Consider the following 20,487-nt stretch of genomic DNA (forward strand, 5'->3'; position numbering starts at 1 on the left):
TGATCAGCGGCCCGGTTCGTCGTTCCACAGCAACTTGTGCAGTTGCAGTTGGAAGCGCACGGGCAGGTTGTCGGCGACGATCCAGTCGGCCAGGTCGCTGGCGCTCACCTGATGGTGGCTGGGCGAGAACAGGACTTCACCTGCCCGTTCTTCGAGGTTGTACTGGATCAGCTTGGACACTGCCCAGTCGTAGTCCTCACGGGAGCAGATGACGAACTTGACCTGATCATTGCTCGTCAGGTGTTCGATGTTCTCGTAGCGGTTACGGTGAACCTCTTCCGAACCTGGGGTCTTGAGGTCGACCACGCGACTGACCCGCGTGTCCACCCGAGAGATGTCGAGCGCGCCGCTGGTCTCCAGCGAAACCTCATAGCCCGCATCGCACAGGCGCTCAAGCAAAGGCAATACGTTGGGCTGGGCCAACGGTTCGCCGCCAGTGACGCAGACATAGCGCGGGCGAAAACCTGCAACCTGCTCGAGAATGTCGTCGAGGGTACGCAGTGTGCCACCACTGAATGCATAGGCACTGTCGCAGTACTGGCAGCGCAGGGGGCAACCGGTCAGGCGCACGAACACGGTGGGCAAGCCAGCCGTTCGCGTTTCACCCTGTAACGAGTAAAAGACTTCGGTGATACGTAATGTGTCTTGCATGGTCGCCACGGGCGTGACAGCTATACAGGCTGACCGCCTCCGTCAGGCACTGCTGCAGACTCGACATAGCGTTATCCGCAGCAGCGTGTTTACGAAAAAAGGGCAGAGATTCTAACGAAAAAACCCGCGCCAGGCGCGGGTTTCTTTCAAGCGATGCAGTTTAGAGCTTCTGCAGGTCTCGCTGGGCCAGTTGCGCGGCAGAGGTGCCGGGGTACTGGGTGATGACCTGCTGCAGGATACCCTTGACCTTGTCGGTGTGGCCCATGCGACGTTCGACATCGGCCAACTTGTACAACGAGTCAGGCACCTTGCTGTGCTTGGGGTACAACTGGCTGACCTTGGCGAAGGCCTGACCGGCACCTTGCAGGTCGCCTTTGGCGAGGTTGACCTCACCCAGCCAGTACTGCGCGTTGCCGGCGTACTGGCTGTTGGGGTACTTGCGCAGGAAGGCACTGAAGGCCTGGCTGGCCTTGTCGAAGTCTTTCTGTTTGATCAGATCGAAAGCAGCATCGTAGAACAGCTTTTCTTTCGCCGGATCGGCCGGCTCGCCACTGGCGGCCGGTTGCTGCGCAGCGCTTGCGCCTGCAGCGGCACCTGCGGCGTCGGATGCGCCACCGGTGGAGGAATTATCGGGTGTAGCGGCTGGCGCGGCACCACTGTTGATACGGCGGTCCAGATCCTGGTAACGCTCCAGGTTTTCCTGCTTCATGCGCGACACATCGTTCTGCAACTCTTCGATGATGCCTTGCTGACGGGAAATCTGGTCCTGCATCTGTTGCAGTTGCATGAACAACTGACCCTGTGCAGAAGCAGGGGCCGAAGCCCCTGCCCCGGCATAGGCGCCGCTCGTGCCATAACCCGAAGGCGGATAGCTGCCTCCGTTGTCATCAACTACAGGAACCGCAGCCCACGCAGAAAGCGGCAGGCTGAGGGCGAGGACGGTTACAACACGACGGCACATACGCATAAGAACTTACTTACGCAGTTCTACGCGGCGGTTCTGAGCCCAGGACTGCTCGTCGTTGCCGGTAGCAACTGGACGCTCTTCGCCGTAGGAAACCAGTTCCAGCTGAGCAGGGGAAACGCCCTGCAGAACCAGGTAGCGCTGAACGGCCTTGGCACGACGCTCGCCCAGAGCCATGTTGTACTCGCGGGTACCGCGCTCGTCGGTGTTACCTTCCAGAACAACACGGTTGCCGTTGGCTTTCAGGTCCTTGGCGTGAACGTCCAGGGCGCGCATGGCTTCTGGCTTCAGATCCGAGCTGTCGTATTCGAAGTAGAAGGTGGTGATTGCGCGCAGGGCGGCTTCTTCGCTCAGGGAACCGTCAACAGCGCCGGTGTTTGCACCGTAGCCAGCGTTCGGGTCAACAGCGCCTTCGCCAGCGTTGTCACCGCCCTTGGAGGAGCAACCTACAGCTACGGCCATGGCCAGAGCCAGCGCAGCGAATTTACCAAACTTCAGCATTTCCATCGTGAAACTCCTAATGAAACCCCAGTGTGTTAAGCAAAATTGTTACGCCGCAATCAGTTCAGGTAGGGGGACCAGGACGGTTCTCTGACTTCGCCTTGAGCGGTAGGAAGTGGGAGCCTCACACGGCCGTTAAGCGACACGAGCATCAAGACTCCCCGGCCCTGCTGGCGGGTGGCGTAGATTAGCATGGTGCCGTTAGGCGCAACAGTGGGAGACTCATCAAGACTCGTTTCAGAAAGAATCTTTACACTTCCCCGTTGCAAGTCCTGAGCAGCCACCTTGAAGTTGGTGAAACCTTCCTGGCGATGAATCATAACCAGGGTCTTTTCATCCGCCGACAGTTTCGGGTTGGCATTGTAGTTGCCAACGAAGGTCACACGCTCGGCGCCACCGCCACCTACCGAAGTCTTGTAGATCTGTGGCTTGCCACCACGGTCGGAAGTGAAGTACAGCGTGTTGCCATCCTTGCCCCAGAACGGCTCGGTATTGATACCAGGACCTGCAGTGACACGGCTGATCTGACGCGACCCCATGTTCATCACATAGATGTCCGGGTTGCCGTCCTTGGACAGCACGAACGCCAGGCGATTGCCATCGGGCGACCAGGCTGGTGCACCGTTGAGGCCTTCGAAGTTGGTGATCTGCTCGCGGCGACCGGTGTCGATGTGCTGGACGAAGATACGTGGACGCTTCTGCTCGAACGAGACATAGGCGATACGCTTGCCATCAGGTGCAAAACGCGGCGACAGGATGGGCTCGCGCGACTGCAGCAGCGTCACTGCACGGGCACCGTCATAGTCGGAACGCTGCAGGGTGTAGCGGGTGTTGTTGGTCGAGAATCGCTCGGCAGTCACGTACAGCATGCGAGTGGAGAACGCACCCTTGATACCGGTGAGCTTCTCGAACGACTGGTCGGCGATGTAGTGCGCCATGTCGCGCAACTGATCGACGCCACCACCGACACTGCCGGTCAGCACCTGTTGCTCGGTTGCAACGTTGAACAGCGCGTAGCTGATCTGCAGGCGACCACCGGACGGCACGATGCTACCGACCATCACGTACTGGGCACCCAGCGCCTTCCAGTCGCGGAAGATGACTTCGCTGGCCTGGGTCGGCTGGCTGATCATGTTCTGCCGCGGGATGGGCGCGTAGTAGCCGGAGTTGCGCAGATCGTTGCCGATGATGTCGGCCATGTCTTCCGGCAGCACGCTGCCACCCTGCAGACCGAACGGCACTACCGCGATGGGCGTGGCCCGGTCGCTGCCGCTGGTGACCAGGATGTTCTTTTCCTCTGCCACGGCCATGCCTGCCACGCAGCAGAGCATGACCAGCAGTCCTCTCAGACGTTTAATCACAACGCTAGATCCTCAGGTGTAAATGTCATCTTGAACGAACGATACGGATTGAACTCGTTCGGCTTCAAGCCCTGCATTTCAGTCAACCGGCCAATGTTCTTCACCGCGGCCACGGCCGAGCTGTCGAACGGACCGTCGCCACTGGACTTGGCCACGCTCACATTGGTGATCGTGCCGTCCGGCAGCATGTTGATCTGCAGGACTACCGTCATGCCCTTGCGCGCGGATGGCGGACGCGCCCAACCTTCGGCCGCACGCATGCGGATGAGGTCGTCGAAATCACCTGCCACCTGGTCGCCTTGCTCATCGGCCAGTGCCTGCTGACGCTCGGTGGTGTCGGACAGCAACTCAGCCAGGGCCTGAGCCTTCTTGTCTTCAGCCGCCTTGCGGGCCGCATCCTGTGCCTTTTTCTTCTGTGCATCCGCAGCGGCTTTCTTCTTCGCCTCTTCGGCTGCCTTCTTCTTCGCTTCCTCGGCCGCCGCGGCTTTCTTCTTGGCGTCCTCGGCTGCTTTTTTCTTGGCGTCTTCGGCGGCTTTCTTCTTCGCCTCCTCGGCGGCCGCTTTCTTGGCTTCTTCCTCAGCCTGCTTCTTGGCCTCTTCCTCAGCCTTTTTCTTGGCGATATCCGCTTGCTGCTTCTTCGCTTCCTCGGCCTTCTTCTGCTCGGCGGCCTTCTTCGCTTCCGCAGCCTTGGCGGCGTCTTCAGCTTTCTTAGCCTCGGCGGCTTCGCGGGCTTCCTCGGCCTTTTGAGCGGCGTCGGCTTTCTTTTGTTCCGCGGCCTTCACAGCTTCCTGCTCGACCTTCTTCTGCTCCATCTGCTCGACTTCAGTCTGGCGTGAAGCCGTTTTCTTGGCTTCCCCGGCAATCTTCTGATTGGTCTGGGTGGTCGCCTGACTCTTGGACTTGAGCTGATAGAGCGTAGCCTGGACGATAGGCTTGGAAGGCGGCAGTTCGGGGGTCATGGCGAAGCTGACGAACAGCAGGCCGAACACCAGCACATGCAGGCCAATGGCCCAGACGCTGGGCCAGAAGTAGCTTTCCGAGGCAGATGGCTCTCGCTGTTGCATCAGGGCGCCTCGGTAATCAGGCCAACGTTACCGACACCGGCTTTCTGCAACCCGCCCATGGCGCCCATGACCGCGCCGTAGTCGACGGCCTTGTCACCCCGAATAAACACCTGGGTCTGTTTGCCCTGGTCACGGCCGGCAGCAATGATCTTGGTCACCGCGCTGGTCATTTCCGGCAGGGTCATCGCCTTGTCCATCTGCTTGTCGGTATCGACTTCGCTACCGAGGTTCCAGTAGTAGGTTTTGTCGGCCTTGATCGAGATGGTGAGGATCTGGACGTTGTTGTCCTGCGGCAAGGCTTCGCTGGAAACCTTGGGCAGGTCGACCTTCACGCCCTGGTTGAGCATGGGTGCGGTCACCATGAAGATGACCAGCAGCACCAGCATCACGTCGATGTAGGGCACCACGTTCATCTCGGCGACCGGCTTGCGTTTGTGGCGAACTCGGGCCATGGATGTCTACCTGATCACTCTTCGCTGGTGTGTACTTTGCGGTGCAGGATCGCCTGGAACTCATCGGCGAACGTGTAGTAGCGACCGATCAGTGTTTCGCTGCGTGCAGCGAAACGGTTGTAGGCGATGACTGCCGGGATCGCGGCGAACAGGCCGATCGCGGTGGCGATCAGTGCCTCGGCAATGCCAGGCGCCACGGTGGCAAGGGTGGCCTGCTGGGCGCTGGCCAGGCCACGGAAGGAGTTCATGATGCCCCATACGGTACCGAACAGACCGATATACGGGCTGGTGGAACCGACGGTAGCCAGGAACGGCAGGCTCTGCTCGAGTTTCTCTTCCTCGCGGGAGATGGCCACACGCATGGCGCGCCCCACCCCTTCCATGACCGCATCAGGGTCGACGCCCGGCTGCTGGCGCAGGCGCGAAAACTCCTTGAAGCCGGCGCGGAAGACCTGCTCGACACCCGAATCCGGATCAGGGTTGCTGCCGGCCTGGCGATACAGTTTGGACAGGTCGATGCCCGACCAGAAACGCTCTTCGAACGCGTCCAGCGCACGACGACCGGCGCGCAGCATGGTGCTGCGCTGGAAGATCATGATCCAAGAGGTCACCGAGGCTGCCACGAGAGTCAGCATCACCAGCTGAACCACCACACTGGCATTGGCGACCAGGCTCCACATGGAGGTATGGTCGACGACGTTTGCTTCCACGCTTATTCTCCTGCGTTCGATTGAGTACCCATGCCGTCCGCCATGAAAGCGTCGCGCAGTTCAGGGGGAATGGCCCGGGGTTTGAAAGTGTCGGCGCGCACGGCGGCCACCAGGAACTGCCCTTCGCAAAGCAGTGTTTCATCCGTTTCCCGCCAGACCTGCTGCACGAAGCGCAGGCTGGCGCGATTCAATTCAAGTACTTGTGCGGTTACCCGCAACGCATCGTCCAACCGTGCCGGCGCGTGGTAGCGCGCCTCGCTGGAGTGGACGACGAACAATAGATTCTGTTCCGCCAGCTCGGACTGGGAAAACCCCAGGTGCCGCAACCTCTCGGTGCGTGCACGTTCCATGAATTTCAGGTAGTTGACGTAGTACACCACCCCGCCTGCGTCAGTATCCTCGTAATAGACGCGACAACGATGAGCGAACGGGTCCTGCCGATTTTGCGCGCGCATACTCTAGTGCTTACTCCTCAGCTTGCCAATCCGCCCCGGCAACTGTTTTTTCAGGGGAAATGTCGTATTGCCAGCGCTATCGCAAAGTGCCAGCGCTAGGACCACGAAAACCCCAATTCGATCTGTCACTCATCGTCAGGATCAGAAAATTCTCCGCCCTCTGCAAAGCGCCCCGGAATGTTCAGGCCGAAATGCAGGTAGGCGTGACGGGTGACCACGCGGCCACGCGGTGTACGCATGATGTAGCCCTGCTGGATCAGGTACGGCTCGAGGACATCCTCGATGGTGTGCCGCTCTTCGCTGATCGCAGCCGCCAGGTTGTCCACACCGACCGGTCCGCCATCGAATTTCTCGATCATGGTCAGCAGCAGGCGCCGGTCGGAATGGTCGAAACCGCGCTCGTCGACATCCAGCAGGTTCAACGCCTTGTCGGCGATTTCCTTGGTGATCTGGCCCTTTGCACGCACCTCGGCGTAGTCACGCACGCGGCGTAGCAGGCGGTTGGCGATCCGCGGCGTACCGCGGGCGCGACGGGCGATCTCGAAAGCGCCCTTGTCTTCGATGGCAAGCCCCAGGATGTTCGCCGACCGGCTGACGATGGTCGCCAGGTCCTGGTTGCTGTAGAACTCCAGGCGCTGGACGATGCCGAAACGGTCACGCAGCGGGTTGGTGAGCATCCCGGCCCGGGTGGTCGCACCAACCAGGGTGAACGGCGGCAGGTCGAGCTTGATCGAGCGTGCGGCAGGCCCCTCACCGATCATGATGTCGAGCTGGAAGTCCTCCATCGCCGGGTAGAGCACCTCCTCGACCACTGGCGAGAGGCGATGGATTTCATCGATGAACAGCACGTCGTGCGGCTCGAGATTGGTCAGCATCGCCGCCAGATCACCCGGACGCTCGAGGATCGGGCCGGACGTGCTCTTGACCGAAACCCCCATCTCGTGGGCGATGATATTGGCAAGGGTGGTCTTGCCCAGACCGGGCGGACCGAAGATCAAGGTGTGATCGAGGGACTCGTTGCGGCCACGGGCGGCCTGGATGAACAGGCCCATCTGCTCGCGCACCACCGGCTGGCCGATGTACTCGTCCAGGCTCAACGGGCGAATGGCGCGGTCCTGGACCTCTTCGCGGTCGCGCCCGCTGGCGGCGATCAGGCGGTCGGCTTCGATCACTTGACGATCATCCCTTTGAGGCTATGGCGAATCAGCTCCTCGCTGCTCATGTTTGCCTTGTCCTTGATCGCCGACACTGCCTTGCTCGCTTCCTGCGGTTTGTAGCCCAGCGAAATCAGGGCGCTGACCGCATCGGCTTCGGCACTGGAGGTGCTGGCCACCGGCAGTGGGCCATCAGACACCAGGGTGAACATCGCCGGCGAGGTTTCCCAGGCCTTGAAACGGTCCTTGAGCTCGACCAGCAGGCGCTCGGCGGTCTTCTTGCCAACGCCCGGTACGCGCACCAGAGCCGACGCATCCTGGGCCTGCACGCAGCGCACCAGCTCATCGACCTCGAGGCCCGACATCAACGCCAGAGCCAGCTTCGGGCCGACGCCATTGAGGCGGATCAGCTCGCGGAACAGTTCACGCTCGCGCTTCTCGAAGAAGCCATAGAGCAGGTGGGCATCTTCGCGGACCACCAGATGGGTGTGCAGCGTCACCGCTTCGCCGACCTTGGGCAGGCGGTACAGCGTCGTCATCGGCACCTCCAGCTCATAACCCAGGCCATTGACATCGATAATCAGGTGCGGCGGTTGTTTTTCCGCCAGGGTGCCACGCAAACGTCCAATCACGTTCGGATCCTTTCTCTCGGGCGTCTGGTCGGTGACCGGACAACCCTATCAGCAAATGCGGCGGGTGAGCGTGTCACCCGGACAAAATGTGTATCAGGGCATGAAGCTGTTACAGACGCAAGCGCCCACCGCGCCGGCGTGCAGTGGCCAGGCCGTGGGGCACCAGGCTGGAGCGTGTATGGGCGTGGCACAGGGCGATGGCCAAGGCGTCGGAGGCGTCGATCTGCGGCTTCTGCGTCAGCTTGAGCAGGTGCATGACCATCAGCATGACCTGATCCTTGTTCGCCCCGCCCGTACCGGCCACTGACTGCTTGACCTGGCTGGCCGTGTATTCGGCGATCTCCAGGCCCGCCTCGGCGGCGGCGACGATGGCTGCACCACGGGCCTGGCCAAGCTTGAGCGCCGAATCGGCATTGCGCGCCATGAACACCCGCTCGATGCCCATGGTGACGGGGCCATGCAGGCGAATCACCTCGCTGACGCCGCGAAACACGATCTGCAGCCGCTCATGCAACTCGCCGCCACCCGTGCGGATGCAACCGGAGGCCACGTACTCGCACCCCCGCGGCGTGTGGCGCACCACACCATAACCGGTGATTCGCGAGCCGGGGTCGATACCAAGAATCAGCGTCATAAAGCCTGCGGTTCTTTACACATTTCACTGGCCCGCGAAGAGACCCTGAAGACCAAGGAGAACCTTAGCCGAGTTTTTCCATGATCTCGTCGGATATCTGCGCATTGGAGTAGACGTTCTGCACGTCGTCCAGGTCCTCGAGCATATCGATCAGCTTGAGCACCTTCTCTGCGCCGTCCTGGTCCAGCTCGGCGCTGGTGGTCGGCTGCATGACGATTTCTGCGTCGGCGGCCTTGAAGCCCGCCTCTTCCAGCGCATTGCGCACGGCGTAGAAGCTGTTGAAGGACGTGAAGACGTCGAAGGAGCCATCGTCATTGCCAACCACATCATCGGCATCGGCTTCCATGGCCGCTTCGATCAGCGCCTCTTCATCGACGCCCGGCGCAAAGCTGATCTGCCCCTTGCGCTCGAACAGATAGGCCACCGAGCCATCGGTACCGAGGTTGCCGCCGCACTTGGTGAACGCATGGCGCACAGCTGCTGCTGTGCGGTTGCGGTTGTCGGTCATGGCCTCGACCATGATCGCCACGCCACCGGGACCGTAACCCTCGTAGCTGAGCTCTTCGACGTTGTCGCTTTCGTTGGTGCCGGCCCCGCGCGCGACCGCACGATCGATGATATCGCGGCTCATGTTGGCACCCAGCGCCTTGTCCAGCGCCAACCGCAGCCGGGGATTGGAGGCCGGATCACCACCACCCTGCTTGGCAGCGACGGTCAGTTCGCGAATCCACTTGGTGAAGATCTTGCCTCTCTTGGCATCCTGGCGTTCTTTGCGGTGCTTGATGTTCGCCCACTTGGAATGACCGGCCATAACGACTCCAAATCCTTGAAACAGAAACAGGTTCCGCCCCGAAGGGCGGAACGCGGAAAATCCTGCGCACAAGCGCGAAGCGCCCCGAATCCGGGGCGCCTGCGGTTGGTTACTCGACCTTGGTCTGCTCACGCAGACGGATGTGCAGCTCGCGCAGAGCCTTGGCATCGACCAGGCCCGGGGCCTGGGTCATGACGCACGCAGCGCTCTGGGTTTTCGGGAACGCGATCACTTCGCGAATCGACTGGGCGCCAGTCATCAGCATGACCAGGCGATCCAGGCCGAAGGCCAGGCCACCGTGTGGCGGGGCGCCGAACTTCAGGGCGTCGAGCAGGAAGCCGAACTTCTCTTCCTGTTCCGCCGCCTCGATACCCAACAGGCGGAAGACGGCCTGCTGCATCTCTTTGCGATGGATACGGATCGAACCGCCACCCAGCTCGGTGCCGTTGAGCACCATGTCGTAGGCACGCGACAAGGCGGTGGCCGGGTTGGCCTCCAGCTCTTCAGGGGTGCACTTGGGCGCAGTGAACGGGTGGTGCAGCGCGGTGAAGCTGCCGTCTTCGTTCTCCTCGAACATCGGGAAGTCGACGACCCACATCGGTGCCCACTCGCAGGTGAGCAGGTTGAAGTCGTGACCCAGCTTGATACGCAGCGCGCCCAGGGCCTCGCTGACGACCTTGAACTTGTCGGCACCGAAGAACACGATGTCGCCATCGACCGCGCCGACGCGATCGAGGATCACATTGAGGTTGGCCTCAGGGATGTTCTTGACGATCGGCGACTGCAGGCCCTCGACGCCCTTGGCGCGCTCGTTGACCTTGATGTACGCCAGGCCTTTGGCACCGTAGATGCCGACGAACTTGGTGTACTCGTCGATCTTGCTGCGCGGCATGGCAGCGCCACCCGGCAGGCGCAGGGCAGTGACGCGACACTTCGGATCGTTGGCAGGGCCTGCGAAGACCTTGAAGTCGACGTCCTTGAGCTGGTCGGCAACATCGACCAGTTCCAGCGGGATGCGCAGGTCCGGCTTGTCGGAGCCATAACGACGCATGGCTTCCTCGAAGGTCATGTGCGGGAAGTCGCCGAACTCGAGGTCGAGCACTTCCTTGAACAGCTTGCGGATCATGCTCTCGGTGAGGCCCATGATCTCGGACTCGTCGAGGAAGCTGGTCTCGATGTCGATCTGGGTGAATTCCGGCTGGCGGTCAGCGCGCAGGTCTTCGTCACGGAAGCACTTGGCAATCTGGTAGTAGCGGTCGAAGCCGGCCACCATCAGCAGTTGCTTGAACAGCTGGGGCGACTGCGGCAGGGCGAAGAAGCTGCCTGCGTGGGTGCGGCTCGGCACCAGGTAGTCGCGCGCGCCTTCCGGAGTGGCACGGGTCAGGATCGGCGTTTCGACGTCGAGGAAGCCGTTCTCGTCGAGGAAGCGGCGGATGCTGCTGGTGATGCGCGAACGCAGACGCAGCTTGTCGGCCATTTCCGGGCGACGCAGGTCGATGAAACGATAGCGCAGGCGGGTTTCTTCGCCGACGTCAGAGTATTCGTTCAGCGGGAATGGCGGGGTTTCAGCTTCGTTGAGCACGTTCAGCTGGTAGCCGAGGATCTCGATGGCACCGGAGGCCATGTTCGCGTTCACCGCACCGTCCGGGCGCTTGCGCACCTTGCCGGTGATCTGCACCACGTATTCGCTGCGCACGCGGTCGGCAGCGGCGAAGGTTTCGGCGCGATCCGGATCGAACACGACCTGGGCCATGCCTTCGCGGTCACGGATGTCGAGGAAGATCACCCCGCCGTGGTCGCGACGACGATGGACCCAGCCGCAAAGGGTGACTTCCTGGCCGTCCAGGCTCTCGTTCAGTTGGCCGCAATAATGGCTGCGCATCATGATCGTGGTTTCGCTTCTCGTGATTCGTGTATTCGGTGGAGGTCTTGTCCGCCCTGAGGGCTAATAGTGCAAGACCCTGTCGCTGCAATTCAACTCAGTCGGCCTTGTCGCCGGCCAGGTTCTTCTTAGCCCCGGTCTTGAAGTCGGTCTCGTACCAGCCATTGCCACTCAGGCGAAAGCCGGGTACCGACAACAGTTTTTTCAGGGCCGGCGCCTGGCATGCCGGACAATCGGTCAATGGCGCGGCGCTGATTTTCTGCAACACCTCCATGCGGTGGTCGCAGGAAGCACATTGATAGTCATAAAGGGGCATGGAAGTCTCTCGTCAACCACAACGCTGGCTGCCGGGGCAGCAAAAAGCGGGATTATATATGGTTAAGGAGTGCTGTGCAGCCCGCCCGGCGATCAGCGCGCACTTGGCGGATCAAGTAACCAGGCCACACAGATGACCCGAATCAGCCCACTGAAATTACGCACCCCTCCCTGGCGCAGGTGCACCTCCCGATCAACGTAGGACAGCACAGCGCTCACCGAACAGTGATTGGCCTCGGCGATACGCTCCAGAATACGCCAGTAGACCGCCTCGAGCCGAAGGCAAGTGGCAAACCCATTGAGCCTTACCGACCGCGAGACCGGTACGATCTGCAACATGTCGAAATCACCTCTGAACGGATCATGACAATCCCTGCCTGGCCAACCGCCGTGCCTGTTTGCTTGCGCCATGGTGCTGCTCCCTATTGCCGATCACTTCACGCCCTGCGCAAGAAGCTTCAGGGTGTTTCAATGAAGCGCCGTTCCGGCGTTGCAGAGCAGCAGCAAGGGTTTCCCCATAATGAAAAAGCCCGGCATCGCTAGGCGATACCGGGCTCTATGACCAAGTCTGGCCGCAGGCCAGCGCATCATTATTTGCCGTCGAGCAGCACTCGCAACATCCAGGCGGTCTTTTCGTGCACCTGCATGCGCTGGGTGAGCAGGTCGGCGGTCGGCTCGTCACTGACCTTGTCCACCACCGGGAAGATGCTGCGCGCCGTGCGCACCACCGCTTCCTGCCCCTGGACCAGCTGGCGGATCATCTCATCGGCAGCAGGCACCCCTTCTTCCTCCTTGATCGAGGAGTGACGCGCATAGAATGCATAGGAACCCGGCGCCGGGAACCCCAGCGCGCGAATACGTTCGGCGATCGAATCGACCGCCAGGGCCAACTCGTTGTACTGCTCCTCGAACATCAGGTGCAGGGTTCGGAACGACGGACCGGTGACGTTCCAGTGGAAGTTGTGGGTTTTCAGATACAGCACATAGGTGTCCGACAGCAGGCGGGACAACCCTTCGACGATGGACTTGCGATCTTCTTCGCTGATACCGATATCGATTGCCATGAATCTCCCCTTTCCATAAGGCTTGACGATCAAGCGGGCGAAAACACTGTACCAAGACTTGCAGGCAGCTGCATGTGACACAAGGCAACACATCGCCCGACCACCCCTGCGGTTTGAGAAGCCCCCGGCTTTGCTGTTAAATAGGCAGGGTGCCACCCGTGCGGACTGACAATGCCGGGTGCATAGGCTGAACAGTCACGTGATCGCGCTCTACACCTCATGCGCACCGTGCTGCCAGCTCTTCCGTGATCGGCCTTATCCATATATGTGAGCCAACCCAATGTTCAAGATCGTCCATCTGGTGACGGGCGTTGCGGCTTTGCTGCTGTCGTTCATACCCAGCCTCAGAACCGACGCCACACCCTTCCTGCAACAACCCGAAGCGGCCTACCTGGTATTCCTGGGCCTGCTCAACCTGGTCCTCGCACCGGTGGTACCGCTTTACTACCGCGGCGCGCGCCAGCAATTGCAACATCTGGCCAGCGCACTCCTGGTGCTGGCGGTGATCCTGCAAACCATCACCGTCCTCGCCCGCCCAGAGCTCGGCAGCTTGTCGGCCTTGCTCTGCGCGGCACTGGCAACGGCCCTGCACCTGGCTGCCGGCTTCGCCCGCAGCGGTCGCAAATCACGAGCCAGTCAGGTGGGCCAGCAAGATGCCAGCAAGCGCGATACCGGCACCGTGAAGTGGTTCAATACCTCGAAAGGCTTCGGATTCATCTCCCGCGACTCCGGCGATGACATCTTCGTGCACTTTCGCGCCATCCGCGGCGAAGGCCATCGCGTCCTGGTGGAAGGCCAGCGCGTGGAGTTCTCGGTAATGCATCGCGACAAAGGCCTGCAGGCCGAAGACGTGGTCGCGGTTTCACGCCGCTGATCACTCGCCTCCATCACCTCAATAATGAGGTGGTGGAGGCTCCTCCCCTCCGGCCTCGTATTGGCCGACCATCTCTTCATGACGCTTGATCAGTTCGGCGATCTGCAACTGCAGGCGCTCGATCACCCGGTTCTGACCGGCCACTTCGTCGCTGAGCGCCTGAAGGGTGTCATCCTGAAACGCCTGACGCATCTCCAGCTCGACGATTCTCGCTTCCAGTGACATGGCTCAGGCCTCCTCGAAACCTTCAAGCGCCAACCCACGCAGGCGCTGGCGGATTGCATCGACCTGCCCGTGCGCGTAGCCGAGCGCAGGCACCTTGCCCCACACTGGCGCAGGCCACGCCGCATCGCTGCGATGACGCACCACCACGTGCATATGCAACTGACTGACGACATTGCCCAGCGTGGCGACATTCATCTTGTCCGCCGTGAACTCACCCTTGAGCGCCTCGGCGAGCAAAGTGGTCTCTTTCCACAATTGCTGCTGGTCGGCCAGATCCAGATCAAAGAGCTCACTGACATCAGCACGGCGCGGCACCAGAATGAACCAGGGATAGTTGGCATCCTTGCTCAGCAAAAGACGGGACAACGGGAAATCCCCCAGCACCAGGGAATCCTGCTGCAGACGCGAATCCAGGACAAACACGGCAAACCTCCATCGACTGACACGACCCGACTCGAACGCGGGCAGAGCGCAAGGATACCTTGCTTGCAGAGCCCAGGACACGACCCACCGCCTTGCCTGGCGCCCCGAACGAGACGTACGTGCCACAAGCGGTAACACTGCGCTACTTTTCGCACCAAAATGAAGCAACGAAAAATACGCCTGTCACACCACCTCGGTACAAACTACTCAGCATCAACAGTCAGCGGTAACACCTTGACTTTCAAGCCAGCTTTATTTTGCAAACGATAATCAACATCGAGGAATACCATCAGACAGCCTGAACCCGTGTTTCCGGAGGTTTCAGGACGTTTTGAGAGCATTTGTGAAAAATTCATCAACGCTGATCGTTTTTGTGCACGCTTGTTGCATTCTTTTTACGCCAAGTCGGCACGACACCTGCATTAGCCGGTGAACGCGACAAATAACAACAGCGACAAGGGATTCACCAGGGAGCTTCGAGCAGGCACGTGTTCTTTACGGAATCGTGACGGCTTTGAAGCAGCGCTGGGGTGTACGGCCCGCCTGTAGCGGGACGTGATTTGCGACATGGAAATAGCCAAAAGCGACACGACCGTAAACTTACCGAAAGGTTCCGTTTTTCATGTCGCCAAGTACAGTCAGCGTGATATACATTTTCGCCGACATAAAAAGAAAGAGCTGCCCCATATAACTAAAACACTTGGGCGCAGCGGTACTCTTCCTAAAACCAAAGGAGCAAATCACGATGCGCGTGATGAAGTGGAGCATGATCGCCCTGGCTGTTGCGGCAGGGACCTCGCAGTTCGCAGTAGCCTCTTCGCAAGATGAAGCCAAGGGCTTTGTAGAAGACAGCAAACTGAACCTGAAGACCCGCGCCATGTATATGAACCGCGACTTCAAGAATGGCGCGGGCAACATTGCCGACCCATCCAAATCCAGCGGTTTCAAGAGCGGTCACCGTGAAGACAGCGGCGCTTCGCTGCTGGGCGTCTATGAGTCCGGCTTCACCCAAGGCACCATCGGTGTCGGCGTAGACCTCATGGCCATGGGCAGCGTCAAATTCGACGGCGGCCGCGGCACCACCGGTAACGGCCTGTTCCGCACCGACAGCGACGGTCGCGCGGAAGACTCGCAAGGCAAGGGCGGCGCCGCCGTCAAGTTCCGCCTCTCCGACACCACCCTGAAATATGGCCGTCAGTTCGTCGCCAGCCCGGTGTTCGCCACCGATGACAGCCGACTGCTGCCGGAAGTCGCCGAAGGCACCCTGATCACCAGCAAAGAGATCAAGGGCCTGGAACTGAGCGTCGGTCGCTTCACCGCACTGAGCTCCCAGACCGGCATGGGCAAGGACAGCATCAACGGCAAGCGTTCCCCTGGCCTGACCTCGGCCAACATTGCCGGCGCCACCTACTCCTTCACCGATAATTTCGTCGGCACCCTGGCGGCCTCCGATGTCGACGACTACTTCAAGAAGCAGTACGTCAACCTGAACTACACCCTGCCGATCGACGACAGCCAGTCACTGAACTTCGACTTCAACGGCTATCGCACCAAGGACCAGGGCCAGGCACTGTATGGCAAACTGGACAACAAACTGTGGAGCCTGGCAGCCGCCTATAGCCTGGGCGCCCATAAGTTCACCCTGGCCTACCAGCGCTCGACCGGTGACACCAACTACCTGTACGGCGTCGACGGCAACGGCACCGTCTTCGTCTCCAACTCCATCCAGATCTCCGACTTCATCGGTCGCGAAGAGAAGTCCTGGCAGGCTCGCTACGACCTGAACATGGCTTCCTACGGCGTACCTGGCCTTAGCTTCATGGCGCGCTACGTTCACGGTGACAACATCGAGACCGCGGCGAACACCGAAGGCAAGGAAAACGAGTTCAACTTCGAGACCAAGTACGTGATCCAGGAAGGCGCCGCCAAGGACCTGTCCTTCCGCGTGCGTCACGCGATCTACCGCGCCAACAATGCGTACAACGCCGAATACGCGTCGGACAACAACGACCTGCGTCTGATCGTGGAGTACCCGCTGAGCATCCTGTAAGCCCCGGCTTGCAATGCCCCGCACCTGAAGAAGCCCGGCATCTGCCGGGCTTTTTCTTGGCTGACAAGCCGAGCGCCCTGGGGCATCCTGTACGCTTTCGTCTCGCCCCCGTACAATGCGGGGTCATTTCAAACATTCAGGCAATCGACACGGCTTCCCATGCGCACCAGTCAATATTTGCTCGCCACCCAGAAAGAAACCCCGGCAGACGCCGTTGTCATCAGCCACCAGCTGATGCTGCGCGCCGGCATGATCCGCAAGCTGGCCTCCGGCCTGTACACCTGGCTGCCAATGGGCCTGCGAGTCATGCGCAAGGTCGAGAACGTGGTGCGCGAAGAAATGAACGCCGCCGGTGCCCTTGAAGTACTGATGCCAAGCATCCAGCCAGCAGAGTTGTGGCAGGAATCCGGGCGCTGGGAGCAATACGGCCCTGAGCTACTGCGCCTGAAGGATCGCCATGACCGCGATTTCTGCGTCGGCCCGACTCACGAAGAAGTGATCACCGACCTGGCACGCAACGAGCTGTCCAGCTATAAACAGCTGCCGCTGAACATGTACCAGATCCAGACCAAGTTCCGTGACGAGATCCGTCCGCGCTTCGGCCTGATGCGCGGCCGCGAGTTCATCATGAAGGACGCCTACTCCTTCCATGCCGACCAGGCTTCCCTGCAGGAAACCTACGACCGCATGCACCAGGCGTACTCCAACATCTTTACCCGCCTGGGCCTGGACTTCCGTCCGGTGCAGGCCGATACCGGTTCGATCGGTGGCAGCTACTCCCACGAATTCCACGTCCTGGCCTCTTCCGGCGAAGATGACGTGATCTTCAGCGACACCTCCGACTACGCCGCCAACATCGAGAAAGCCGAAGCGATTCCACGGGAAACCGTGCGTCCGGCGCCAACCGAAGAACTGCGCCTGGTCGACACGCCAAACGCCAAGACCATCGCCGAACTGGTCGAGAACCACGGCCTGGCGATCGAGAAGACCGTCAAGACCCTGATCGTGCACGGCGCCGAGGAGGGCAAGCTGGTCGCCCTGATCGTGCGTGGCGACCACGAGCTGAACGAAATCAAGGCCGCCAAGCTGGAGCAGGTTGCCGACCCGCTGGTCATGGCCAGCGACGCCGAGCTGCGGGCGGCCATCGGTGCCGGCGCCGGCTCGCTCGGTCCGCTGAACCTGCCGCTGGAATGCGTCATCGACCGCTCGGTCGCCCTGATGAGCGACTTCGGCATCGGCGCCAACATAGACGACAAGCACTACTTCGGCGTGAACTGGGAGCGTGACCTGCCGGTGCCACAGGTCGCCGACCTGCGCAACGTCGTCGCCGGCGATCCGAGCCCAGACGGCCAGGGCACCCTGGTCATCAAGCGCGGCATCGAGGTGGGCCACATCTTCCAGCTCGGCACCAAGTACAGCGAAGCGCTCAAGTGCCAGGTACTGGGCGAGAACGGCAAGCCGGTAGTGCTGTCCATGGGCTGCTACGGTATCGGCGTATCCCGTGTGGTTGCCGCCGCCATCGAGCAGAGCCATGACGACAAGGGCATCATCTGGAACGACGCCCTGGCGCCCTTCCAGATCGCCCTCGTACCATTGCGCTACGAGACCGACGCCGTGCGCGAGGCAACCGACAAGCTCTACGCCGAGCTGACCGCCGCAGGCTACGAAGTGCTGCTGGACGACCGTGACAAGAAGACCAGCCCCGGCATCAAGTTCGCCGACATGGAACTGATCGGCATCCCGCACCGTATCGTCGTCAGCGACCGCGGCCTGGCCGAAGGCAACCTGGAGTACAAGCACCGCACCGAACAGGATGCCCAGCCTCTGCCGCTCAACGAAGTGCTGACCTTCCTGCAGGCCCGCATCCGCCGCTGACCACCAATGCACGAGTGAACATGTCCAAGCGAAGTACCTTTACCCTGGGGGGCGCCGCGCTCTGCGGCGCCCTGTTCCTCAGCGGCTGCGCCAACCAGATGTCCCAGCGCAGCGAGCACGAGGAACGTGTCGAGCGCAAGTTGCTCGAGCACAGTCTGCAGATCGACGTCGGCGAGCCCAAGGTGATGGAGCTTCCGCAACGACGTGTTCGCATCAATGAACAGCGACGTTTCGAGGTCACCGAGTTCGAAGTCACACGGCGCTATGACCGCTACACGCCCTACCAGCCTTGGCGGGAGATCTACGAGATCCCACTGGGTGCGGTGGCGGTGGTCGCGGGCATCGGCGCCAACGTGGTCAACGTGATCACCTTCGACAGCCTGCCGCAGAGCATGACCCACGACTGGCTGAGCTACGGTCTGGCCGGGCTCAACCCGTTCATGAACGTGCAGTCCAACGGTCGCGCGCAGCAGAACCTCGCAGGCATCAGCGAGATCCAGAAGGACAAGCGCGAGGAGTTCACCAGCCTGCCGTGGAGCGAACGCCTGGTCGAGGTCAAGGCCGGCAAGATGACCCACGAGCTGACCACCGACAAGCATGGCGTGCTGCGCCTGAACCTGCTCGACAGCCCGTTCTCGGAGCAGAACCTCAACCACATCGGCACCCTGCACCTGGCAGCGGTCGATGAGGACAACGGCATCCGTGGCGATGCCAGCCTGCTGGTGAGCGGCAACCTGCGCAACAAGCTGCTGGAAGCCCACGAATTGATCTTCGACGACCTTGAGGACGATGACGTCGGCCAGTGGGTGCATCGGGTCAAGCGCCTCTCGGAGCTGGGCCTTGAGGAGGAAGCCAGCGAGCTGGAACAGAGCCTGATCGAGCTGACACGCAACGATCCGGAACTGCAGCAGGAGTTTCTCAAGACGCTGACCAAGGAAACCGGCCGATTGGTCGCTGACCCTGGCGAGCGGTAAAAAGAAAGGGGCGCAATGCGCCCCTTTCCTTTATTGAGCAGGAAACAGCTCCAACTGCTCATGCGCTCCGCGCAGATCCCGCAACCTTACCCCTACCCCCAGCAATCTCACCGGCTTGGCGCCACGAGCAAAGGCCTGACTGAGCAACTGCCGGTAGCTTTCCAAGTCCCTCCCCGCCCCTGCTTGTTCCAGCGTGGTCTGGCTGAAGTCATGGAACTTGACCTTGACGAAAGGCTTGTCCGGCTTATAACTGCTGTCCATCCGCGCAATTCGTTCATTGAGACTGTTGAGCAGCTCAGGAATCTTTTCCAGGCAACTGGCCAGATCAGGCAGATCGTTGTCGTAGGTGTTCTCGACACTGACCGACTGACGCCGGCTGTCGGTCTGTACGATTCGTTCGTCGATGCCATGGGCAAGCCCCCACAGCCGCTCACCGAAACTACCGAACTCACGCACCAGGCTCAGGCGCGACCACTCGCGCAACGACTGGCAGGTGTCGATACCAAGCCTTGAAAGCTTGTCGGCAGTCACCTTGCCCACCCCATGCAGGCGCGCCACCGGCAGTGCGGCAACGAACTCATCGACCTGATCGGGCCTGACCACGAACAATCCATTGGGCTTGCGCCAGTCGCTGGCGATCTTGGCCAGGAACTTGTTTGGCGCGACTCCAGCGGAAACGGTGATGTGCAAGGTCTGTGCGACGCGCCGGCGAATATCCTCGGCAATACGCGTGGCGCTGCCGGAGAACCATTGACTGTCTGTCACATCCAGATAGGCCTCATCCAGCGACAAGGGCTCGATCAGGTCGGTGTAGTCGCGAAAGATCGTGTGGATTTCCCGCGAGGCCTCGCGATAGGCCTCGAAGCGCGGCTTGACGATCAACAGGTCCGGGCACAGTTTCATGGCATGGCCCGACGACATCGCCGAGCGCACCCCATAGGCCCGCGCTTCATAGTTGCAGGTGGCGATCACCCCACGCTGGCCGGGCTGACCGCCCACAGCCATCGGTCGCCCCGCCAGCCGGGGGTCGTCACGCATCTCGATCGCGGCATAAAAACAGTCACAATCAATGTGGATGATCTTGCGCAGGGACATGGATGACCGTCAGCACTGTAAATTCATACAGATATTACAGCACGACACCCGATATTCGTCAGCCCTGCTGCACCGCTGCCAGGATGATCGGCATTATCACCGCCTGCCACTCAAAACACGCCACAACCCGCGTCGTGGCTGAGGCGAAGACTATTCCAGCGACGCTAAGGGATTGAACAAAAAAGGTTTTTTGAAAATAACGCTTGACTCGCTGAAGGATCTGCGTAGAATTCGATTCCACAGGCGCGGGATGGAGCAGCCTGGTAGCTCGTCGGGCTCATAACCCGAAGGTCGTCGGTTCAAATCCGGCTCCCGCAACCA

24 protein-coding genes and 1 tRNA gene are annotated in these 20,487 nt (G+C 60.8%); 5 read left to right on the plus strand and 20 right to left on the minus strand.

What is annotated here, in order from left to right:
* Positions 1–3 precede the first annotated feature (3 nt).
* From queE to AC2CGW_RS03195, 16 genes are all read right to left on the minus strand, one after another.
* Positions 4–651: a 7-carboxy-7-deazaguanine synthase QueE gene (gene queE, locus AC2CGW_RS03120; RefSeq protein ID WP_186667173.1), complete on the minus strand. Its 648-nt coding sequence runs from the start codon at positions 649–651 to the stop codon at positions 4–6.
* Positions 652–811: 160 nt separating this feature from the next.
* A complete protein-coding gene (gene ybgF / locus AC2CGW_RS03125) occupies positions 812–1,618 on the minus strand; it encodes a tol-pal system protein YbgF (protein ID WP_186667174.1) in 807 nt (268 codons plus the stop codon).
* 6 nt (positions 1,619–1,624) lie between these two features.
* A complete protein-coding gene (pal, locus tag AC2CGW_RS03130) occupies positions 1,625–2,122 on the minus strand; it encodes a peptidoglycan-associated lipoprotein Pal (RefSeq protein ID WP_023381906.1) in 498 nt (165 codons plus the stop codon).
* Between the two features lie 53 nt (positions 2,123–2,175).
* The gene (gene tolB, locus AC2CGW_RS03135) at positions 2,176–3,447 is read right to left on the minus strand and encodes a Tol-Pal system beta propeller repeat protein TolB (protein ID WP_054890993.1); all 1,272 of its coding nucleotides are present in this window, start codon (positions 3,445–3,447) and stop codon (positions 2,176–2,178) included.
* A gap of 26 nt (positions 3,448–3,473) precedes the next feature.
* Complete coding sequence (tolA, locus tag AC2CGW_RS03140; protein WP_186667175.1) at positions 3,474–4,541, minus strand: cell envelope integrity protein TolA; 1,068 nt, start codon at positions 4,539–4,541, stop codon at positions 3,474–3,476.
* Complete coding sequence (gene tolR / locus AC2CGW_RS03145; RefSeq protein ID WP_012315816.1) at positions 4,541–4,993, minus strand: protein TolR; 453 nt, start codon at positions 4,991–4,993, stop codon at positions 4,541–4,543. The genes tolA and tolR overlap by 1 nt, the downstream gene beginning before the upstream one ends.
* 14 nt (positions 4,994–5,007) lie before the next feature.
* Positions 5,008–5,703: a protein TolQ gene (tolQ, locus tag AC2CGW_RS03150; RefSeq protein WP_054890996.1), complete on the minus strand. Its 696-nt coding sequence runs from the start codon at positions 5,701–5,703 to the stop codon at positions 5,008–5,010.
* A gap of 2 nt (positions 5,704–5,705) precedes the next feature.
* Positions 5,706–6,158: a tol-pal system-associated acyl-CoA thioesterase gene (ybgC, locus tag AC2CGW_RS03155; protein WP_186667177.1), complete on the minus strand. Its 453-nt coding sequence runs from the start codon at positions 6,156–6,158 to the stop codon at positions 5,706–5,708.
* A 125-nt stretch (positions 6,159–6,283) separates the two neighbouring features.
* The gene (gene ruvB, locus AC2CGW_RS03160) at positions 6,284–7,330 is read right to left on the minus strand and encodes a Holliday junction branch migration DNA helicase RuvB (protein WP_054890998.1); all 1,047 of its coding nucleotides are present in this window, start codon (positions 7,328–7,330) and stop codon (positions 6,284–6,286) included.
* The gene (ruvA, locus tag AC2CGW_RS03165) at positions 7,327–7,944 is read right to left on the minus strand and encodes a Holliday junction branch migration protein RuvA (RefSeq protein WP_186667178.1); all 618 of its coding nucleotides are present in this window, start codon (positions 7,942–7,944) and stop codon (positions 7,327–7,329) included. The genes ruvB and ruvA overlap by 4 nt, the downstream gene beginning before the upstream one ends.
* Positions 7,945–8,053: 109 nt before the next feature.
* Entirely contained in the window at positions 8,054–8,578 is a 525-nt protein-coding gene (gene ruvC, locus AC2CGW_RS03170) for a crossover junction endodeoxyribonuclease RuvC (RefSeq protein WP_054891000.1), read from the minus strand.
* 64 nt (positions 8,579–8,642) lie between these two features.
* Positions 8,643–9,389 (minus strand): YebC/PmpR family DNA-binding transcriptional regulator, encoded by a 747-nt coding sequence (locus tag AC2CGW_RS03175; RefSeq protein ID WP_186667179.1) that lies wholly within the window; start codon positions 9,387–9,389, stop codon positions 8,643–8,645.
* Between the two features lie 109 nt (positions 9,390–9,498).
* Positions 9,499–11,274, minus strand: coding sequence for an aspartate--tRNA ligase (aspS, locus tag AC2CGW_RS03180; RefSeq protein ID WP_054891002.1), 1,776 nt, complete (start codon positions 11,272–11,274; stop codon positions 9,499–9,501).
* Between the two features lie 94 nt (positions 11,275–11,368).
* Entirely contained in the window at positions 11,369–11,587 is a 219-nt protein-coding gene (locus tag AC2CGW_RS03185; RefSeq protein WP_063545878.1) for an FmdB family zinc ribbon protein, read from the minus strand.
* A 92-nt stretch (positions 11,588–11,679) separates the two neighbouring features.
* Positions 11,680–11,997: a ribbon-helix-helix domain-containing protein gene (locus AC2CGW_RS03190; protein ID WP_186667180.1), complete on the minus strand. Its 318-nt coding sequence runs from the start codon at positions 11,995–11,997 to the stop codon at positions 11,680–11,682.
* Positions 11,998–12,176: 179 nt separating this feature from the next.
* Complete coding sequence (locus AC2CGW_RS03195; protein WP_023381917.1) at positions 12,177–12,650, minus strand: Dps family protein; 474 nt, start codon at positions 12,648–12,650, stop codon at positions 12,177–12,179.
* Between the two features lie 280 nt (positions 12,651–12,930).
* On the opposite strand from AC2CGW_RS03195, the gene AC2CGW_RS03200 reads away from it, so the two are divergent.
* Entirely contained in the window at positions 12,931–13,524 is a 594-nt protein-coding gene (locus AC2CGW_RS03200; protein ID WP_186667181.1) for a cold-shock protein, read from the plus strand.
* An 18-nt stretch (positions 13,525–13,542) separates the two neighbouring features.
* Here AC2CGW_RS03200 and AC2CGW_RS03205 read toward each other — a convergent pair whose 3' ends face one another.
* The 3 genes from AC2CGW_RS03205 to AC2CGW_RS03215 all read right to left on the minus strand — a co-directional run bounded on the left by AC2CGW_RS03205 (position 13,543) and on the right by AC2CGW_RS03215 (position 14,528).
* Positions 13,543–13,749, minus strand: coding sequence for a SlyX family protein (locus tag AC2CGW_RS03205; protein WP_065862241.1), 207 nt, complete (start codon positions 13,747–13,749; stop codon positions 13,543–13,545).
* A 3-nt stretch (positions 13,750–13,752) separates the two neighbouring features.
* A complete protein-coding gene (locus AC2CGW_RS03210; RefSeq protein WP_186667182.1) occupies positions 13,753–14,172 on the minus strand; it encodes an HIT family protein in 420 nt (139 codons plus the stop codon).
* Between the two features lie 203 nt (positions 14,173–14,375).
* Positions 14,376–14,528, minus strand: a complete 153-nt coding sequence (locus AC2CGW_RS03215) for a hypothetical protein (RefSeq protein WP_484573533.1) — start codon at positions 14,526–14,528, stop codon at positions 14,376–14,378.
* A 389-nt stretch (positions 14,529–14,917) separates the two neighbouring features.
* Here AC2CGW_RS03215 and AC2CGW_RS03220 point away from each other — a divergent pair, with 389 nt between their 5' ends.
* From AC2CGW_RS03220 to AC2CGW_RS03230, 3 genes are all read left to right on the plus strand, one after another.
* Positions 14,918–16,222, plus strand: coding sequence for an OprD family porin (locus AC2CGW_RS03220; protein WP_186718904.1), 1,305 nt, complete (start codon positions 14,918–14,920; stop codon positions 16,220–16,222).
* A 159-nt stretch (positions 16,223–16,381) separates the two neighbouring features.
* Entirely contained in the window at positions 16,382–18,097 is a 1,716-nt protein-coding gene (locus tag AC2CGW_RS03225; protein ID WP_186667184.1) for a proline--tRNA ligase, read from the plus strand.
* A 20-nt stretch (positions 18,098–18,117) separates the two neighbouring features.
* Complete coding sequence (locus AC2CGW_RS03230; protein ID WP_186667185.1) at positions 18,118–19,071, plus strand: hypothetical protein; 954 nt, start codon at positions 18,118–18,120, stop codon at positions 19,069–19,071.
* Positions 19,072–19,101: 30 nt separating this feature from the next.
* Here the strand turns inward: AC2CGW_RS03230 and dinB are convergent, their stop codons facing one another.
* On the minus strand, positions 19,102–20,160 hold the full coding sequence (gene dinB, locus AC2CGW_RS03235) for a DNA polymerase IV (RefSeq protein WP_186711656.1): 1,059 nt from the start codon (positions 20,158–20,160) through the stop codon (positions 19,102–19,104).
* 250 nt (positions 20,161–20,410) lie between these two features.
* Between dinB and AC2CGW_RS03240 the strand changes: the two genes are divergently transcribed.
* Positions 20,411–20,487, plus strand: a tRNA-Met gene (locus tag AC2CGW_RS03240).

This window comes from Pseudomonas sp. SYWMCR5 (genome assembly GCF_057197165.1).

Excerpts from the sequence above, each read along its gene's own strand:
- queE (WP_186667173.1), bottom strand. The coding sequence starts at position 651 with ATGCAAGACACATTACGTATCACCGAAGTCTTTTACTCGTTACAGGGT.
- ybgF (WP_186667174.1), bottom strand. The coding sequence starts at position 1,618 with ATGCGTATGTGCCGTCGTGTTGTAACCGTCCTCGCCCTCAGCCTGCCG.
- pal (WP_023381906.1), bottom strand. The coding sequence starts at position 2,122 with ATGGAAATGCTGAAGTTTGGTAAATTCGCTGCGCTGGCTCTGGCCATG.
- tolB (WP_054890993.1), bottom strand. The coding sequence starts at position 3,447 with ATGCTCTGCTGCGTGGCAGGCATGGCCGTGGCAGAGGAAAAGAACATC.
- tolA (WP_186667175.1), bottom strand. The coding sequence starts at position 4,541 with ATGCAACAGCGAGAGCCATCTGCCTCGGAAAGCTACTTCTGGCCCAGC.
- tolR (WP_012315816.1), bottom strand. The coding sequence starts at position 4,993 with ATGGCCCGAGTTCGCCACAAACGCAAGCCGGTCGCCGAGATGAACGTG.
- ybgC (WP_186667177.1), bottom strand. The coding sequence starts at position 6,158 with ATGCGCGCGCAAAATCGGCAGGACCCGTTCGCTCATCGTTGTCGCGTC.
- ruvC (WP_054891000.1), bottom strand. The coding sequence starts at position 8,578 with ATGACGCTGATTCTTGGTATCGACCCCGGCTCGCGAATCACCGGTTAT.
- AC2CGW_RS03175 (WP_186667179.1), bottom strand. The coding sequence starts at position 9,389 with ATGGCCGGTCATTCCAAGTGGGCGAACATCAAGCACCGCAAAGAACGC.
- aspS (WP_054891002.1), bottom strand. The coding sequence starts at position 11,274 with ATGATGCGCAGCCATTATTGCGGCCAACTGAACGAGAGCCTGGACGGC.
- AC2CGW_RS03185 (WP_063545878.1), bottom strand. The coding sequence starts at position 11,587 with ATGCCCCTTTATGACTATCAATGTGCTTCCTGCGACCACCGCATGGAG.
- AC2CGW_RS03190 (WP_186667180.1), bottom strand. The coding sequence starts at position 11,997 with ATGGCGCAAGCAAACAGGCACGGCGGTTGGCCAGGCAGGGATTGTCAT.
- AC2CGW_RS03195 (WP_023381917.1), bottom strand. The coding sequence starts at position 12,650 with ATGGCAATCGATATCGGTATCAGCGAAGAAGATCGCAAGTCCATCGTC.
- AC2CGW_RS03200 (WP_186667181.1), top strand. The coding sequence starts at position 12,931 with ATGTTCAAGATCGTCCATCTGGTGACGGGCGTTGCGGCTTTGCTGCTG.
- AC2CGW_RS03205 (WP_065862241.1), bottom strand. The coding sequence starts at position 13,749 with ATGTCACTGGAAGCGAGAATCGTCGAGCTGGAGATGCGTCAGGCGTTT.
- AC2CGW_RS03215 (WP_484573533.1), bottom strand. The coding sequence starts at position 14,528 with ATGAATTTTTCACAAATGCTCTCAAAACGTCCTGAAACCTCCGGAAAC.
- AC2CGW_RS03220 (WP_186718904.1), top strand. The coding sequence starts at position 14,918 with ATGCGCGTGATGAAGTGGAGCATGATCGCCCTGGCTGTTGCGGCAGGG.
- AC2CGW_RS03225 (WP_186667184.1), top strand. The coding sequence starts at position 16,382 with ATGCGCACCAGTCAATATTTGCTCGCCACCCAGAAAGAAACCCCGGCA.
- AC2CGW_RS03230 (WP_186667185.1), top strand. The coding sequence starts at position 18,118 with ATGTCCAAGCGAAGTACCTTTACCCTGGGGGGCGCCGCGCTCTGCGGC.